The 16,475-nt window shown below is 54.6% G+C and carries 11 protein-coding genes and 1 tRNA gene; 11 read left to right on the top strand and 1 reads right to left on the bottom strand.

The window, feature by feature from the left end:
* Positions 1–129: 129 nt before the first annotated feature.
* The gene (locus ACIQZK_RS09625) at positions 130–2,226 is read left to right on the top strand and encodes a sodium-translocating pyrophosphatase (RefSeq protein ID WP_397575936.1); all 2,097 of its coding nucleotides are present in this window, start codon (positions 130–132) and stop codon (positions 2,224–2,226) included.
* 177 nt (positions 2,227–2,403) lie between these two features.
* Positions 2,404–4,503: an alpha/beta hydrolase family protein gene (locus ACIQZK_RS09620; RefSeq protein ID WP_397575935.1), complete on the top strand. Its 2,100-nt coding sequence runs from the start codon at positions 2,404–2,406 to the stop codon at positions 4,501–4,503.
* Positions 4,504–4,578: 75 nt separating this feature from the next.
* Here the strand turns inward: ACIQZK_RS09620 and ACIQZK_RS09615 are convergent, their stop codons facing one another.
* Entirely contained in the window at positions 4,579–7,302 is a 2,724-nt protein-coding gene (locus tag ACIQZK_RS09615) for a TonB-dependent receptor (RefSeq protein WP_397575934.1), read from the bottom strand.
* A 183-nt stretch (positions 7,303–7,485) separates the two neighbouring features.
* Between ACIQZK_RS09615 and infA the strand changes: the two genes are divergently transcribed.
* The 9 genes from infA to ACIQZK_RS09570 all read left to right on the top strand — a co-directional run.
* The gene (gene infA / locus ACIQZK_RS09610) at positions 7,486–7,704 is read left to right on the top strand and encodes a translation initiation factor IF-1 (RefSeq protein WP_125230427.1); all 219 of its coding nucleotides are present in this window, start codon (positions 7,486–7,488) and stop codon (positions 7,702–7,704) included.
* A gap of 18 nt (positions 7,705–7,722) precedes the next feature.
* The gene (locus tag ACIQZK_RS09605; protein WP_397575937.1) at positions 7,723–8,298 is read left to right on the top strand and encodes a Maf family protein; all 576 of its coding nucleotides are present in this window, start codon (positions 7,723–7,725) and stop codon (positions 8,296–8,298) included.
* Positions 8,252–9,280, top strand: a complete 1,029-nt coding sequence (locus ACIQZK_RS09600) for a ribonuclease E/G (RefSeq protein WP_397575933.1) — start codon at positions 8,252–8,254, stop codon at positions 9,278–9,280. Before ACIQZK_RS09605 ends, ACIQZK_RS09600 begins: the two co-directional genes overlap by 47 nt.
* On the top strand, positions 9,264–9,443 hold the full coding sequence (locus tag ACIQZK_RS09595; protein ID WP_397575932.1) for a DNA gyrase inhibitor YacG: 180 nt from the start codon (positions 9,264–9,266) through the stop codon (positions 9,441–9,443). The genes ACIQZK_RS09600 and ACIQZK_RS09595 overlap by 17 nt, the downstream gene beginning before the upstream one ends.
* A gap of 67 nt (positions 9,444–9,510) precedes the next feature.
* Positions 9,511–9,585: transfer RNA gene (locus ACIQZK_RS09590), tRNA-Phe, on the top strand.
* 176 nt (positions 9,586–9,761) lie between these two features.
* Positions 9,762–11,507, top strand: a complete 1,746-nt coding sequence (locus tag ACIQZK_RS09585; RefSeq protein WP_397575931.1) for a type I secretion system permease/ATPase — start codon at positions 9,762–9,764, stop codon at positions 11,505–11,507.
* 1 nt (position 11,508) lies between these two features.
* Positions 11,509–12,828, top strand: a complete 1,320-nt coding sequence (locus ACIQZK_RS09580) for an HlyD family type I secretion periplasmic adaptor subunit (RefSeq protein ID WP_397575930.1) — start codon at positions 11,509–11,511, stop codon at positions 12,826–12,828.
* The gene (locus ACIQZK_RS09575; RefSeq protein ID WP_397575929.1) at positions 12,821–14,284 is read left to right on the top strand and encodes a TolC family protein; all 1,464 of its coding nucleotides are present in this window, start codon (positions 12,821–12,823) and stop codon (positions 14,282–14,284) included. Before ACIQZK_RS09580 ends, ACIQZK_RS09575 begins: the two co-directional genes overlap by 8 nt.
* 216 nt (positions 14,285–14,500) lie before the next feature.
* Positions 14,501–16,475 (top strand): Ig-like domain-containing protein (locus ACIQZK_RS09570; RefSeq protein WP_397575928.1); only part of this gene is annotated, 1,975 nt, incomplete at its 3' end.

The following is a 16,475-nucleotide window of genomic DNA, read 5'->3' as shown; positions in this document are numbered from 1 at the left end:
GGCGGAAATGGCGGCGTTTAAGGGTTGCCATGTCCGACGATGCCGCCTTATACCCCATCCGCTTGCACTTTTCGGGAGGAAAGTGGCAACAGAAGTTGTTTTTATAAACAGGAGGGGAGAGATAATTTCATGTCTCTGACAATTATTGCAATAATATGCGGGTTGCTTGCCGTCGTGTACGGTTTTGTAACCAGCCGCCAGGTGCTGAGCGCCTCGGCTGGCAATGAAAAAATGCAGGAAATCGCCGCGGCTATTCAGGAAGGCGCACAAGCCTATCTTGGCCGTCAATATCGGACCATCGCCATCGTTGGCGTTGCTGTTGCGGTGCTTGTGGCGGTTTTCCTTGGCGTCATTCCAACCGTTGGCTTCGTCCTCGGTGCGGTGCTTTCGGGCGTTGCGGGTTATATCGGGATGAATATCTCGGTCCGTGCAAACGTCCGTACGGCGGCTGCGGCACAGACAGGGCTTCAGGCCGGTCTGACCATGGCATTCCGCGCAGGGGCGATTACCGGTATGCTCGTGGCTGGCCTTGCCTTGCTCGCGATTGCTGGCTTCTTTTGGTATCTGACCGATGTCGCGATGATGGCACCGAACAGCCGCCCCGTAATCGATGCGCTGGTCGCATTGGCATTCGGCGCGTCGCTGATTTCGATCTTTGCACGTTTGGGCGGCGGTATCTTTACCAAGGCCGCTGACGTCGGTGCTGACCTTGTTGGCAAAGTTGAAGCTGGAATCCCCGAAGACGATCCACGCAACCCTGCGGTTATCGCCGACAACGTTGGCGACAACGTAGGCGATTGCGCTGGTATGGCGGCTGACTTGTTCGAAACCTATGTCGTTACCGTTGGTGCAACGATGGTTTTGATCGCGCTGCTGGTGCAGGGCGTTACCGACACTGGATTGTTCATGAACCTCATGAGCTTGCCGCTGTTGATTGGCGGCGTGTGCGTTATCACGTCGATCATCGGAACCTATTTCGTCCGTCTTGGTGGCGGCACGAACATCATGGGCGCAATGTACAAGGGCTTCCTTGTAACAGCAGTGCTTTCGGTTCCTGCGATCTGGTGGGCAATTAGCTTTGCTCTTGGCGGCATGGAAACGGATGTTGGCGGGTTCACCGGCCGGACATTATTCTATTGTTCGTTGCTGGGTCTGGTCATCACTGGCCTGATCATCTGGATCACCGAATATTATACCGGCACCAATTACCGTCCGGTCCGTTCGATTGCGAAGGCATCGGAAACGGGTCACGGCACCAACGTTATTCAAGGTCTGGCAATCAGCCTTGAATCGACCGCGATGCCAACGATTGTGATCTGCGCAGGTATCATCATCGCCTATCAGCTTGCTGGCGTTATCGGCATTGCCTTTGGCGCAACGGCGATGTTGGCATTGGCCGGTATGGTTGTGGCGCTTGATGCTTATGGTCCAGTCACCGACAATGCCGGTGGTATTGCCGAAATGGCTGGTCTTGATGAATCGGTGCGTGAAAAGACCGATGCTTTGGACGCCGTTGGCAACACCACAAAGGCTGTGACCAAGGGCTATGCCATTGGTTCGGCTGGTCTTGCGGCACTTGTGCTGTTCGCATGTTACACCGCCGACCTTCGGGAATATTTCCCTGAGCTTCAGGTGAATTTCAGCCTTGAAAACCCCTATGTCATCGTCGGGCTCCTGCTCGGCGCGCTTCTGCCGTACCTGTTTGGTGCGATGGGCATGACTGCGGTTGGCCGTGCGGCGGGTGAAGTGGTGAAGGACGTGCGTGACCAGTTTGCGAACGACCCCGGCATCATGACCTTCAAGTCCAAGCCAAATTATGCCCGTACAGTTGACCTCGTTACCAAGGCCGCGATCAAGGAAATGATTATTCCTTCGTTGCTGCCCGTACTGACGCCAATTGCGGTATATTTCATCATCACTGCCGTTGCAGGTCAGGCAGAGGGCTTTGCAGCTCTCGGCGCGCTCCTGCTTGGTGTGATTGTGGGCGGATTGTTCGTTGCTATCTCGATGACCTCGGGCGGCGGCGCATGGGACAATGCCAAGAAATATATCGAAGACGGCAACCATGGCGGCAAAGGTTCGGAGGCCCATAAGGCAGCCGTTACCGGCGACACCGTTGGTGACCCATATAAGGACACTGCTGGTCCAGCTGTAAACCCAATGATCAAGATCACGAACATCGTGGCCTTGCTTCTGTTGGCGGCATTGGCCCATGGTGCCATGTAATACGTAACCGCATTAACGGTTTAAAAAGCCCCGCCGGAAGTGATTTCGGCGGGGTTTTTCGTGGCCGTCGGTTCGGTTGATGGAAAAACTTCGACACAGTATTTTGTCTTGCTTGCGTCTCTTTTCATCGAACGTATAACCATAGCATTACAAAACATGTGCTGGGGAGCAGAGACTATGAAAAAAGTGATTTTGACGACGTTACTCCTAAGTGCCGCCCTTCCTTTTAGTGTTGCCGCTGCGGAAACCGGAAATGGCTCTGCGCCCCTCACTGCCGCTGCAATGCAGGCGACGGATGCCCGAACAATCATTGTTAACGCCCCCCGTGGCCGGGTCGATACGGCTGTATTTGGGAAGCGGCCTTTCATGCGTTCGCCGCGCCTGTCTCCGGACGGTACAAAAATCGCAGTGATGATGACCAAGGATGGCGTCGATAGCCTGGGTTATATCGATGTCACTAAGCCTGGATCTGCGCCGATATTCTTTGCCCAAGCAGAAGAATTCCGCGAGGCGGGAGATCGCACCATTGGTTCATGGCGCTTTGTCGGCAACCGCACGATCGTCTTTAGCGTTGGGTCACGTGAAATCCTGCAAGGTCGCCGCTCTGACGTTTCGCGCTTAGTATCCTATGACATTGAGACCAAAAAAATCAGTCCGCTGGCGTGGGACGGTGCGGGTGCAAGCGGCGCGAATATCCTGTTCATCGACGATGAAAAGGAGACATTATTGGTCTCGCGCGATGTTTTGAAAGACATGAGCTATAGCGGAAATCCCGAAGTTATTGAAGTCGATGTCCGCTCTGGCAAGTTCAAGACCGTCATGCGCCCCAATGTTGAGGTCGGCAGCTGGTTGGTCGACGGCAAGGGTGTCATCCGTGCCGGTGTCGGCAGCGATGGCGATAGCGGTAAGCAGCGCCTGATGTATCGTTCCGATGCAAGCGGCACCATGAAGACCGTTTCGAATGAAGCCGATACAACATTTACGGGCACGCAGATCACGCCGGATATCTTCCTGGATGAACCAGACATGGCCATCGCGACGAGCAACAAGGATGGCTATCGCAAGGTCTACAAAGTCAATTTGAAGACGATGCAGATTGTTGGCGAACCCATATTTGGCGTCAAAGGCTATGATGTGGGCGGAACAATTGCCAATAAGGACCGCAACCAGCTTGCCGGCGTATCGTACACGAGCACGAGAGATCGTACGCGTTGGTTTGATCCACGTTTGGCGGAAGTCCAAAAGCTGATGGACGAAGATTTTGGCCGCGGGAACGCGCAAATTATTGCGAGCAATGACGGCGATACCAAAATCCTTATGCTGATCGCCGACGTTGATGCGCCGGGTGGCTATTTTCTGTTTGATACAGAGACTGGTAACCTGAACCTTCTGGGCTGGGCGCACCCTGTGCTTAAGGATTTCCAGATGAACCCAACCGATTCCATTCGGTACAAGGCATCAGACGGCATGGAAATTGAGGCAGTGGTGACATTTCCACGTCACCGGCCACATCGCAAGAATTTGCCCGTCATTGTCATGCCACATGGCGGCCCTTTCGGTGTTCGTGACCAAGAGGAATTCGGTTTCTTCCCATGGCATCAGGCGATGGCAGAGCTTGGCTATGTCGTCATTCAGCCAAATTACCGTGGCTCGGGTGGCTATGGTAAGGAATTCGTCAAGGAAGGTCGCAAGCCCAATGGTTATGGCTTGCGTATGCAGGATGATTTGAATGACGTCCTGACATGGTTTGGCCAGTCCGGACTGATTGACCCGAAACGTGCCTGCATCATGGGCTGGTCCTATGGCGGATATGCGACAGCACGTGGCGCGCAGCGCGATCCGGACAAGTGGAAATGCGCGATTGCAGGCGCGGGCGTGTATGACTTCCCGATGATGAAAGCCTATGACACGCGTTCATTTGGTGATTTCGGTGCAAATTTCCAAGCGACGGCAGATGACCTCATCGGCATTTCGTCGGCACGCAACACCAACGGACCATGGTCGCCTATCTTGATCGTCGCCGGATTGCGCGATGCGCGTATCCCCATCGAACAATCGCGCACACTCGTGTCGCGGTTAAAGGGTTCGGGCAAGAAAGAGGGCGTCGATTTCCGCTATGTCGAACAACCAAAGGGCACACATAATTTGCCATATGAAGACGTGCATATTGAATGGTTGAAAGAGGCGGAGGCTTGGGCCGAGCGTTTCAACCCCGCCTATATTGCATCTGACCCGGACAAGGCGCCGCCCGTTACGGTCACGCTCGCAGCCAAATAAGCTGAAAAGCTGCAACGAATGGGCCGTCCCGAAGGGGGCGGCCTTTTTCGTTGGGTATTGGCATTTTATGTGCCGCTAAAACCGCTTTCTAAAGCTCAGTTCAAACACACGGCCACGTGGGTCGATATATCCCGGCTGATACCCCAGCGGCAGTTTGCCGTTTTGGTCACGCACATCGACAATGTCGTTGAGGATGTTTTCAACACGGAACGTCACGCGGCTACCCTTTAGGAACGGCATCGCCTTCACAACGCGTGCCTGTTGGTCGAGGTTGACGAACAGGAATGCATTGATCGCTGCAAGGTCGCTGAAGCGCAGATCATTGCTGCCGGGCAGTCCAGTGCCATTGGCGGTCGTGCCGCTCTTGTACGTGCCCTGCAGGCGCAAACCAAAGCCCTTGTGGAACATACCGCCCGAAAGTTCGACCTCATGCCGTGGCGCGCCGCCATTGCTGCTGGTGGCCGATCCATTGAGCAAATCGAGCACCGGAACGCCGGGACGGATCAGGATTTCGTCCTGAATACGGTAACTGTGGTACAAAGCGATGTTCCAGCGGCTCGGCTGACCGCCACCACCACCAAAACCACCGCCGCCAAAGCCGCGACCACCGCCACCGGCGCTTGGTCCACGCGGAGCGCCAGCGGGTGCAGCCGCGCCGGGGGCGCCACCGGGGCCACGGGGAGCGCCCGCGCCGGGAGGGCCACCAAAGGGCCCGCGTGCTGGCGGTGTTGCGCCGACATTTCCGGACACGTTAAAGCCCCAGCGAATACGCTGTGACGTTTCACGGTCATAATTCACCGGTCGCTGGTCCACGCTCACTAGGCGGCCATTTACGTCCCGCACGACGCGGCTTGCGAACGCAGCCTCGATCTCCGGGGTTAGCAATGGAAAGGACGCGGTTGTATTGCGGCTGTTGTTTCTAAAATAGCTCGCCTGAAGCGCGAAATCCTTGATGAACGCCGGCGTCCAGTTGGCGTTTAGGATCAGGTCGCGGCGCTTTTCACCAATCAATGCCGCGTTACCGCCGGTTATGACATTGATGAATAGGCTTTCCCCTCGGGTAAAGTCATAGGTCGCGACATTGGGCGTGACTAAAGTCGGGTTGCCCAACTGGCCAATGCCGGGCGCATTTTCATCGCCGGTAATCGACGCCTGAAATGTCAGGTTGCGGGCAGGGGCCCAACGCAGACCCGCGCCATATTCAACAAGCTGGCCAAAGTCCGATAGGTCGCTGAACCCGATATTGCCGTTGATTGACCATTCGCCGATTGTGGAACCAATGCCGAAATCGCGGCCTGTGATTGGCACTTCGGCGTTGACCGATTGGTTTATGATATTGCGGCGCAGGGCAACATTGGTGGTGACACCCGACCGCCATGTTTCGCTGTCGAGCATCTGGCGTGTGAAACCGGACGCAAATGTCGTCTGCACTTCGCCAGCGGGCAGGGTGAGCACGGAACCCGCCAAGGTGCTGCGGATATCCAGATTTTGGTTCAGGCTGCTCGCCAGATCGGGTGCCAGAAACAACAGGTCTGCCCCAAAACCAGCGGCAAACGGGTTCACACTGCCGGCAAGGACGCCCGCGCGCAAAGCGGTATAGTCTGCGTTGCGCGTGGTGCGGGTTTCATTGTCGGTGCGTGCGTAATTCCCCGTCACCGTCCAGCGCCACCGGCCCAGCACATGATTGAACGTGCCACCGGTTTGGAAAACATGCGTTTCGCTCTCGCGCTCAAGCGGGCGCGGCGTGTCGAAATAGCGGCTGAGCGTCACGTCCTGGCCGAAAGGCGAAAAGGGGCTGCTGCCGGGCAATATGAAGCTGGTTCCGGGTAAACCCAGCAAGGATGCGCTGCCATTCAGCGCATAATTGGCGTTGAGCGACAGGCCGGTCTGTGGGCCAAGCGATCGGCTCCATGTACCGTTGACTTCGAGCCGTTCGGTTCGCGGCAATAGCGTGCGGGCATCGCCGATGTTGCTATCGTTCAGCCGGTTTGCGGTGCCTGCAAATTGCGCCAAGGTCGGGTTGGCAATGCCAATCGGAACGCCTGCTTGCGTGACCGTGGAACCTGCCGCAGCGTTCAGCGATGGCGATATCACGCCATTCGGGCCAAGGCCGCTGATATTACCGCCACGCGCCAGCAGCGAACCATTGGAGGCAATCAGGTCCCGTTCGCTTTCGGTCAACGCGGTCGCGCGTTCCAGTTCCACATCAAGGTTGAAGCGCGTGCTGGCACCAATGCGCGTCAGCGTCGCTTCCAATTCATTGCTACCAAAACCGCCAGCTTCGGGCTGTGCATGTTCAAATTCGGTGGCGAATGATGCAAAATTATCTTTCAATATGAAGTTGATGACGCGTTGATCGGGGCGATAGCCATATTTCAACGCCACTTCTTCGGGGAAAATCTGGACCTGACGGATGGCTTCGGGTGGCAGATCGCGCAATTCGCGAAAGCCCGAAACACGCTGACCATTTAGCAATATGATCGGCATACCGCCGCCACGGCCACGGCCCGAATTGGCTTGCGGTGCAACCGCCGCGACCAGATCGGTCAACGACGATGCGCCTAATGACGCAATATCGGCTTCGTTCAGCTGCTCCACGGGCGGGACGTCGGTATCGACCGACCCGCGAATGCGCTCTGCGGTCACGACAATTTCACGCGATGTGCCTTCTTCAACAGCTATCTGGTCATCATCTTGCGCGATGGCGACCGTGCTGCCGGTGGCCTGTGCATCAACGGTTGCCATGGCGGGCACCGCAGTCGTGGCAAGCAGGAGGAAGCTAATCGGAAAAATTTTCATCGGGGGGAGAAACTCAGTTTATATTGTTAAAGCACGGGTTTCATTACGCGTTACAACGTTGCGCACAGATGAACCTTGTGGCATTTTGTCGCAATAGCGTGAATATACTGTAGCGCTTCCCTTTTTCCAACATGTGGTTTAAAGGCGCACCAAGTTTGGATTTTTGACGATTTAAGGGGCCGAATGGCAAAAGAAGAATTACTCGAAATGCGCGGGACAGTACGTGAGCTGCTGCCAAACGCGATGTTCCGTGTTGAGCTGGAAAATGGCCACGAAGTGTTGGGCCATACCGCCGGAAAAATGCGCAAAAACCGCATCCGCGTTCTCGTGGGTGATGAGGTTTTGTGCGAACTCACCCCTTATGATCTGACCAAAGGCCGGATCACGTACCGCTTTAAATAAGGGCGGCAGACCTTGGGTCTGAACCCTGCACTCATATTGGCATCATCAAGCCCGCGCCGGCGCGAATTGCTTGCGCGGCTTGGCGTGGTGCCCGATCGAATAGCTTCGCCCGATATTGACGAAACACCGCGCAAGGGCGAGGTGCCGCGCGTCTACGCGCTGCGTATGGCCGAGGAGAAGGCTGTTGCCGTCCCCCGCGCGGCGGGTGAAATTGTCATCGCAGGCGATACGACCGTCGCAGTCGGCCGCCGTATCCTGCCGCAAGCGGCCGATGGCGATATGCAACGCGGGTTTCTGGAACTGTTAAATGGCCGCCGCCACCATGTTTTGAGCGCGGTTGCCGTCATTGACGCGGACGGACGGATGCGCAGCCGCCTTTGCGACAGCATTGTGCGCTTTAAGCGTTTGTCGTCCGAAGAAATCGAAAGCTACATCGCCTGTGGCGAGGGGCTGGGCAAAGCCGGTGGCTATGCCATTCAGGGCAGGGCAGAGGCGTTGATTGACTGGATGGCGGGAAGCCATTCGGGCGTCGTTGGATTGCCGCTGCATGAAACGCGCACCTTGCTACGTGCATCGGGCTATACGCTTGCCTGAATTGTGGCGCGATGATGCGCCGGGCGAACGCCGCGCCGCGCGCATCGAAGACGGTAAAATCGTCGAAATTCATATTCAGCGCGATGCGCATTGGGTGCTTGGCGAATGCGGCATGGGCCGTGTCGACCGGCGCACACCAGCGGGCGCCTATATTATTACCGAAGATGGCAGCGAAGTTTTGCTGCGCAGTAAGATGGGCGCGGCCGAAGGCACAAATGTCGCGTTTGAAGTGACGAGGGAAGCCATTGCCGAGCCTGGACGCATTAAACCGCCCGAGGTTGCCTTGCGCGATTCCTTGCCCGCTGACCCTTCGTCGAACGATGGTCTGTGGAACCAGCGTCTGGCGGCGTTTGGCGGCTCGACTGCTCCGCACGCTATCGATGAGGGCTTTGACACCGCCATTGCGGGCTACTCCCAGATTGGTGATGTTATCATCAGTTTTCAACGCACGAAGGCCGGATTGGTATTCGATGTCGACGGTATTGGTGATGCCTTTGCCATTAACCGCATCGCCGCCGTGGAAATAGCGCGGCTGCTGCGTCTGTATCAGGTCGGTGCGATGGTCATGATCGATTTTGTGTCGATGGAGGCCAAAGCCCAGCGCGCGGAAATCGCGAACATCTTTGACGCAGCGTCTGCACAGGACAGCCGCCCCTTCGAACGCACCGCGATCAATGGCTATGGCCTTATGCAAGTCGTACGCGCCCGGCCGCGGCCTTCGGTGCTGGATCATCTGTTCGGCACCCGCATTGTCGCCTTGTCCGATGAAACGCAGGCTTATTGGTTATTGCGTAGCGCCGCACGGTCATCGGGTTTCGGATTAAGAACGATAACGGCACGCCCCGCGGTGGCGCATCTGTTGTCGTCCGAACGCTGGCAGCCGCTGCGCGCCGAATGCGCGCGTCTAGCGGGGGCAGGGGTTGCGGTTGTTGCAGATGAAAATGCCACAGGCTATGGGCATGTGCATGTCGCGCAAAGCTAATCAATGCCCTTTATGTGGGAAGCCACAACAGCCTGAAGCCAAACCATTCTGTAGTCAGGGATGCAAGGATCGCGATCTGCTCAAATGGCTGGATGAGGGCTATCGCGTGCCCGGTCCACCGGCGGATTATGCAGATAGTTTTGGCGGAGACGACATAGACTGATTTTGCGCTTGCCAAGGGGCGTATCGCCTCTCTATAGGCTGCGCTCCCACGCGGTTTTTGCCGTGTAGCCCGAGTAGCTCAGGGGTAGAGCAGCGGATTGAAAATCCGCGTGTCGGTGGTTCAAATCCGCCCTCGGGCACCATTTTCCCGGTGTTTTATGTTATATTCAGCGTGCGGCCTGAATACAGCCCGCACCGCATTTCCGGTCTTGTCTAAACCAAGAGACAAGGTCCTCATCCTCTAAGGCACCGCTTGTAAGATTGAGCGTGACAATAAGGCCATTTCCACTTACCGGCGCTGGGCAGGGAGACATTGGTTGTGCTTTTTAAATCGTTAATGCGCAGTGGTGAACTTTGGGATGCGACTGCTTCGTACAGACGTGTTTTTATCGCAGCTTTTGCAGTAAGCGCAGTTCTAAATATTCTGATGCTTGGCGGCGCATTTTATATGATGCTAGTCTATGACTCGGTTCTTCCAAGCCGCTCTGTTCCTACTCTATTGGGCCTGCTTGCACTACTCGGCGTTGTTTACATTTTCCAAGGCTACTTCGATACACTGCGCTCCAGCATTTTGGCCGATGTTGCCAATGCACTCGACCGCCAACTATCGCGCCGTGTTCAAGACGCTATATCGCAAATGCGGCTCAGCGGCCGACATTCTTTGGCTGAGGGGTTGATCCCCATGCGTGATTTGGACCAAATCCGATCCTTCCTTTCGGGAGGTGTCGCGACGTTGTTCGACTTGCCATGGATGGTGATTTTTATCGCGGTGCTATTCGCTTTGCATTCGTGGCTGGGGTTCACCACTTTAGCGGGGGCAATTGTTATTTTTTCGCTGACTGTATTTACCGACCGAGCTATGAGGCGCCCGTCTTCCCGGGTCGCCCAAATAGCCGCTAAGCGGAATGGAGCAGCAGATACAAACCTACGGCATGTGGAACTTCTTGCGGCGCTTGGTATGCGTGAACGGATGCAGGAGCGTTTTGAGGTTATAAACCAGAGTTACACCGCAATCCAAAACACTCTGAACAACAGTACAGTCGTGTTTACTGGTTGGAGCAAAATACTACGTTTAGCCTTGCAATCGCTTGTTCTCACAGTTGGCGCGCTACTGGTGATAGATGACCGTGCAAGTGGCGGCGTGATTTTTGCTGCCGCAATCCTTTCTGGTCGAGCAATGGCTCCAGTCGATCAGGTTATTGGCAACTGGAAGAACATGATTGCAGCACGAAACGGTTGGGATCGCATCACCGAATTGCTGGAAAAGGTACCACTGCCGTTAAAAGTAATAACGTCCCTCCCTCGGCCGGTCGACCGGCTTGATGTCGAAGGTTTATATGTAACTGCGCCAGGTTCGCCAATCATGGTCATTAATGACGCCCGCTTTTCGCTGAAGGCAGGTGATGCATGTGGAGTGATCGGACCAAGCGGTGCCGGGAAATCAAGCTTAGGTAAAGCGCTAATCGGCATCTGGCCAGCTGTGCAGGGGCATGTCCGGCTTGACGGTAGCGCACTTGACCAATGGGCAGAAGCAATACGGGGGCAGTATGTTGGGTATCTACCTCAAACAGTTGAGCTCCTAGAGGGTACTGTGGCCCAAAATATTTCACGGTTCGATCCAGATGGTAAAGTCAATCCCGAAGCGATGTCTGAAAGGGTCATTGCTGCTGCGCGAACTGCAGGGGTCCACGACTTGATAATTGGACTTCCGCAAGGATACGACACTCATGTTGGTCCTGGCGGCGAGACCCTTCCTGGCGGCCAATGCCAGCGCATAGGCCTCGCGCGTGCACTTTTTGGGGACCCATTTCTGGTGGTGCTGGACGAGCCGAACTCTAACCTGGATGCGGAGGGTGATAAAGCGCTGGAAGGCGCTATTCTCGCGATCCGTGCGCGCGGCGGGATTGCGGTTGTTATCTCCCATCGTCCGGGTGTCATTGAACAAACTAGTCACGCTATGATTATGCGCGGCGGACAAATCGCTGCGTTTGGTCCAACGCGAGAAGTTCTCGCAAAGTTGGTATCAGCAAGCACGGCTTCCGTCCCAGAAAACAGGACACTTTAACATGTCACACGTCAGCATGTTACTCCCCGACGCTTATGATCCGGAGGTAGGCGTTAAGCACAAGCTGCGTTCGCTGTTAATCGGTGCAATTCTGCTGCTCGCGATGGTTTTAGTGGGGGGCATGCTGGTTCCCATTGGAGGGGCCGTTATTGCAGGCGGCCAGATTGGCGTTGAGTCTCGCGTAAAGCGCGTTGCGCACCCAACAGGCGGAGTAATCGCTGAAATTCTGGTGCGCAATGGCCAGCGCGTGCGGCAAGGGCAAGTCTTGATGCGCTTTGATGACCAAGTAAGTGAAGCAGATGCGGAGTTCTCAAGCCTCAGTGTGGACCAAATGCTTGCGCAGAGTGCACGACTGCAAGCAGAGTGGCTGGGGTTGGCCCGCATCGTGTTTCCCTCAAACCAGTCTACCAAAAATCCTGAAGCAGCGAAGGCCATGGCAGACCAGCAAAGATTGTTCCGCATTCGCCAATCGGAGCATTCGGGTGTAAAAGCCCAGATTTCTGCCCGTATTGTCCAATATGAACAACAAATTGCTGCGCAACGCGCACGAATTAGATCACTTCAAAAGCAATCCGCACTGATCGATCCAGAGCGTCAAGGCGTTCGTGAGCTTTGGGACCAGGATCTGGTTACTATTAGCCGCCTCAACCAGCTTGAGCGCGCTGCCGCTGAGGTCGATGGAAATATCAACGCCATGCAGGCAGAAATCGCGCAGGTAGAGGCACGCATAACGGAGGCGCGCCAACAAATCATTCAACTCGATGAGACCTATCGTTCTGAAGCTGGCGCCCAGCTCGCACAACTCAATACTGCGCTAAACCAACAGCAAATCCGCAGCGTGTCGGCAGGCGATGCCCAAAGCCGCAGTTTGGTTCGTGCGCCATATGATGGTGTGGTAGATAAACTCGCTTTTAACAACGTCGGCGGCGTCGTTCGCCCAGCTGAAACCCTTATGGAAATCGTCCCCGATGGTGACGCCATGATAGTTGAAGCCGTTATTATATCCCAGGACATTGATCGTGTTAGGGAAGGGCAAGCGGCTCGCATCCGCTTTACCGCGTTCAGCAATACGACCACGCCTGAAATATCCGGAAAGGTTATTACTGTCGCAGCGGACCTTACGTTCGATCCAGTATCCAACACAAGTTATTATCCTGCGCGTATCGCTATCAATCAAGCAGAACTGAAGCGTTACCCTCTGCTTATGTTGAAGCCGGGAATGCCCGCAGAGGTATTCATCGAAACGGGCGACCGTTCAATGATCTCATATCTCACTAAACCACTGCGCGACCAATTTTCTCGAGCATTTCGGGATGAGTAGAGCGGTCATTTCATTCGGCTGCTGCTTAGCCATTAGCTTTGCTTCTGTCGCGCATGCGCAGGACACCTCGTCTGATCATGATGGTAACTTAGGTAAGCAGGTAACGCATCTGGAGGAAGCATTAACACGCGCCTATGATGAGAACCCCAACCTACTGGCGCAAAGGGGTATATTGCGTTCTACCGATGCGTTATATCCCGTTGCCCGTTCTGCCTATGGGCCACAGATAAGCATCGAGGCACGGCAACGGTTCGCCAGGGACCGCAGTCAATTCTTAAATCAGAATTGGTCCGCTATTGAGGGATTTTCTTCGACCGCGTCTCTGATTTTTACACAGCCGTTATTTAGTTTCGGTCGCCGTTTTGCTTCTGAGCAATCAGCAATCGCGCGCATTGAGTTCGGTCGCAACCAACTTCGGTTAGTTGAGGCGCAAACGATGTTAACGGTGATTGAGGGGTTCTTATTCCTTGCGCGGGACCGTGCAGCAGCCGAAATCACGGCGGAGAACCTTGATCTGCTTGATCGTCAATTGTCGGCAAGCTCGGCCAGATTTCGCGTGCGCGAAGTAACTGTAACCGATCTTCAGCAGGTAGAAACGCGTGTGGCCATTGGGCGCGCTCAATTACTGAACGCGCAGAGCAGCGTCAGGGTAAGTGAGTCGCGGTTTTTGCAAAGCGTCGGGGCGCCTGCAGGAATACTCGCTCCACCTCCACCACTCGAGATAGGTGTCACGTCGCTAGAGGAGGCCTTAACCGCGGCCTATACTGACAGTCCTGTTATCCAAGGGGCAATTGCGCGAGAAAAATTATCGCGCGCAGAACTCGCTGCGGCCCGCGCTGAACAATATCCCAACTTAACGCTGCAAAGCAGTGCCGTTTACGGAACAGTGACGCCCTATTCTAACGATCGTCGCACAACCGAATTACGCTCGGCGGTTGTCCTTGCGGTTCCAATTATAGATAGCGGAGGTCGGCGCGCTAGGATTGAGGCAGCTAAACAAGCTAATGATGCTGATGTGCGGTTAATTCAGGCAGCGCTGCGTGATACGCAGCAAGCAGTGTCCGAGGCATGGAATACATGGTATGCGGCCGGACAGTCCCTCCAGCACTATCGCGCTGCAGGCGAAACCGCCCGGAAAGCTTATGATGGCGTTGTGATCCAGGAAAAGGCTGGTGACCGGACTACTCTCGACGTCCTTGATCTTGCGCGTGACCTTTTGGGCGTGCGAACCAACTACGTGAAGGCGTTAGCCGAAGAATATGTTGCGCGGGCCTCTTTACTTGCCGCCATCGGCCGCCTCGAGGCACCATTTTTGTTGCCACAAATCACACGCTACGATCCGGCAGCTAACTTTGACATCCAGAAACGGCGGGGTGATCTACCGATAGTTACATCGATACTCTCAGATCTTGAGAGCATTCCAGTTGGTGATCTGGAGACTAAAAAGGGCTTCTAGAACGTCACAGCTCCACCTCTCGGTAATAGGTCTAAAAGCATAGGGTTTGTAACGCTATTTCATTATTGTAATGGATGCCGAAATGGTTAATGCTATCGTTGAAATTTCGGAATATGAAAAAAATTTAATATTGTATTTTATCGAGCTTATTATTTTTCATATGCTTTGAAAGATATAGATTTTTAGTGTAAAAGTACGTACAGAAGAGGGGATGTTATGTCTGAAATAGCACGTGTCGCGCCTAATGGAAAACGCTCTGAATCGTTTTCATCGCCCTCTGATGACTACTCGAACACGGCCGCTACGACAGGGGTTGTTTCTATTGAATCTGCTCCCACAACAGGCACTATAGAAGTCGCTGACGATGTCGACGCCTTCCGTGTCTATTTAACAGCAGGAGCGACATACACATTCAACTTGAACGCGACATCGGGATCGCTCGATCCATTGCTCTCCCTATATAATTCGAACCTGACACTACTTGCCTTTAACGATGACTTTGGATCTTCAAACAACTCACAGATTACGTTCACAGCTACCAGCAGCGGAGCATACTATCTGGCAGCTGAAGGCTTTAGTGGCACTGGCGCATATAGTCTGAGAGCTACGACAACTGCTGCTGACGACTATGCGAACAATACCGCCACGACGGGGGTTGTTACGATCGGAGGGGCCGCGATCACCGGGACAATAAATTACTTAGACGACGACGATTTATTCCGTGTCTCGCTCACAGCAGGGGTCACATACACATTCAATCTCAACGCAACATCAGGATCCTACGACCCATATCTTTCTTTGTACGATTCGAACCTGACGCGGCTTGCCTATAATGATGACTTTGGATCTTCACTTAACTCGCAAATCACGTTCACAGCCACCAGCAGCGGTACATACTATCTGCAAGCTGCGAGCTTTGGAACTGATGCTGGTACCTACAGTCTCCAGGGGGGGGCACAGGCAACCGATACTACAGCGCCGACTGTCAGATCGTTCTCACCGACCGATGCAGCGACAGGCGTGGCTGTTGGTAACAACATCGTCCTCACCTTCTCCGAGGCGATTGCGCGCGGTACAGGCACCATCACTATACGCTCAGGATCGGCCACCGGCACGATCGTTGAGAGCTTCGATGCAGCAACGTCAAACCGGATATCTATCTCCGGCTCAACGCTCACCATCGATCCCACGAACAACCTGGCAGGCAATACGCGCTACTTCGTCGTGTTCAGTTCAGGCAATATCCGTGACCTTGCGGGCAATGCATACAGAGGTACATCCACGTACGACTTCACAACCGGAAGCGCACCTACAACGACTTCTGACGACTACTCGAACACGGCCGCTACGACAGGGGTTGTTTCTATTGAATCTGCTCCCACAACAGGCACTATAGAAGTCGCTGACGATGTCGACGCCTTCCGTGTCTATTTAACAGCAGGAGCGACATACACATTCAACTTGAACGCGACATCGGGATCGCTCGATCCATTGCTCTCCCTATATAATTCGAACCTGACACTACTTGCCTTTAACGATGACTTTGGATCTTCAAACAACTCACAGATTACGTTCACAGCTACCAGCAGCGGAGCATACTATCTGGCAGCTGAAGGCTTTAGTGGCACTGGCGCATATAGTCTGAGAGCTACGACAACTGCTGCTGACGACTATGCGAACAATACCGCCACGACGGGGGTTGTTACGATCGGAGGGGCCGCGATCACCGGGACAATAAATTACTTAGACGACGACGATTTATTCCGTGTCTCGCTCACAGCAGGGGTCACATACACATTCAATCTCAACGCAACATCAGGATCCTACGACCCATATCTTTCTTTGTACGATTCGAACCTGACGCGGCTTGCCTATAATGATGACTTTGGATCTTCACTTAACTCGCAAATCACGTTCACAGCCACCAGCAGCGGTACATACTATCTGCAAGCTGCGAGCTTTGGAACTGATGCTGGTACCTACAGTCTCCAGGGGGGGGCACAGGCAACCGATACTACAGCGCCGACTGTCAGATCGTTCTCACCGACCGATGCAGCGACAGGCGTGGCTGTTGGTAACAACATCGTCCTCACCTTCTCCGAGGCGATTGCGCGCGGTACAGGCACCATCACTATACGCTCAGGATCGGCCACCGGCACGATCGTTGAGAGCTTCGATGCAGCAACGTCAA

It is taken from the genome of Sphingorhabdus sp. (assembly GCF_044338195.1).
Lineage (GTDB): Bacteria > Pseudomonadota > Alphaproteobacteria > Sphingomonadales > Sphingomonadaceae > Sphingorhabdus_B.
Note: the sequence above shows the minus strand (reverse complement) of the source record. Positions and strands in the feature narration are given on the sequence as shown.

Excerpts from the sequence above, each read along its gene's own strand:
- infA (WP_125230427.1), top strand. The coding sequence starts at position 7,486 with ATGGCAAAAGAAGAATTACTCGAAATGCGCGGGACAGTACGTGAGCTG.
- ACIQZK_RS09595 (WP_397575932.1), top strand. The coding sequence starts at position 9,264 with ATGTCGCGCAAAGCTAATCAATGCCCTTTATGTGGGAAGCCACAACAG.
- ACIQZK_RS09580 (WP_397575930.1), top strand. The coding sequence starts at position 11,509 with ATGTCACACGTCAGCATGTTACTCCCCGACGCTTATGATCCGGAGGTA.
- ACIQZK_RS09620 (WP_397575935.1), top strand. The coding sequence starts at position 2,404 with ATGAAAAAAGTGATTTTGACGACGTTACTCCTAAGTGCCGCCCTTCCT.
- ACIQZK_RS09575 (WP_397575929.1), top strand. The coding sequence starts at position 12,821 with ATGAGTAGAGCGGTCATTTCATTCGGCTGCTGCTTAGCCATTAGCTTT.
- ACIQZK_RS09600 (WP_397575933.1), top strand. The coding sequence starts at position 8,252 with ATGAAACGCGCACCTTGCTACGTGCATCGGGCTATACGCTTGCCTGAA.
- ACIQZK_RS09615 (WP_397575934.1), bottom strand. The coding sequence starts at position 7,302 with ATGAAAATTTTTCCGATTAGCTTCCTCCTGCTTGCCACGACTGCGGTG.
- ACIQZK_RS09625 (WP_397575936.1), top strand. The coding sequence starts at position 130 with ATGTCTCTGACAATTATTGCAATAATATGCGGGTTGCTTGCCGTCGTG.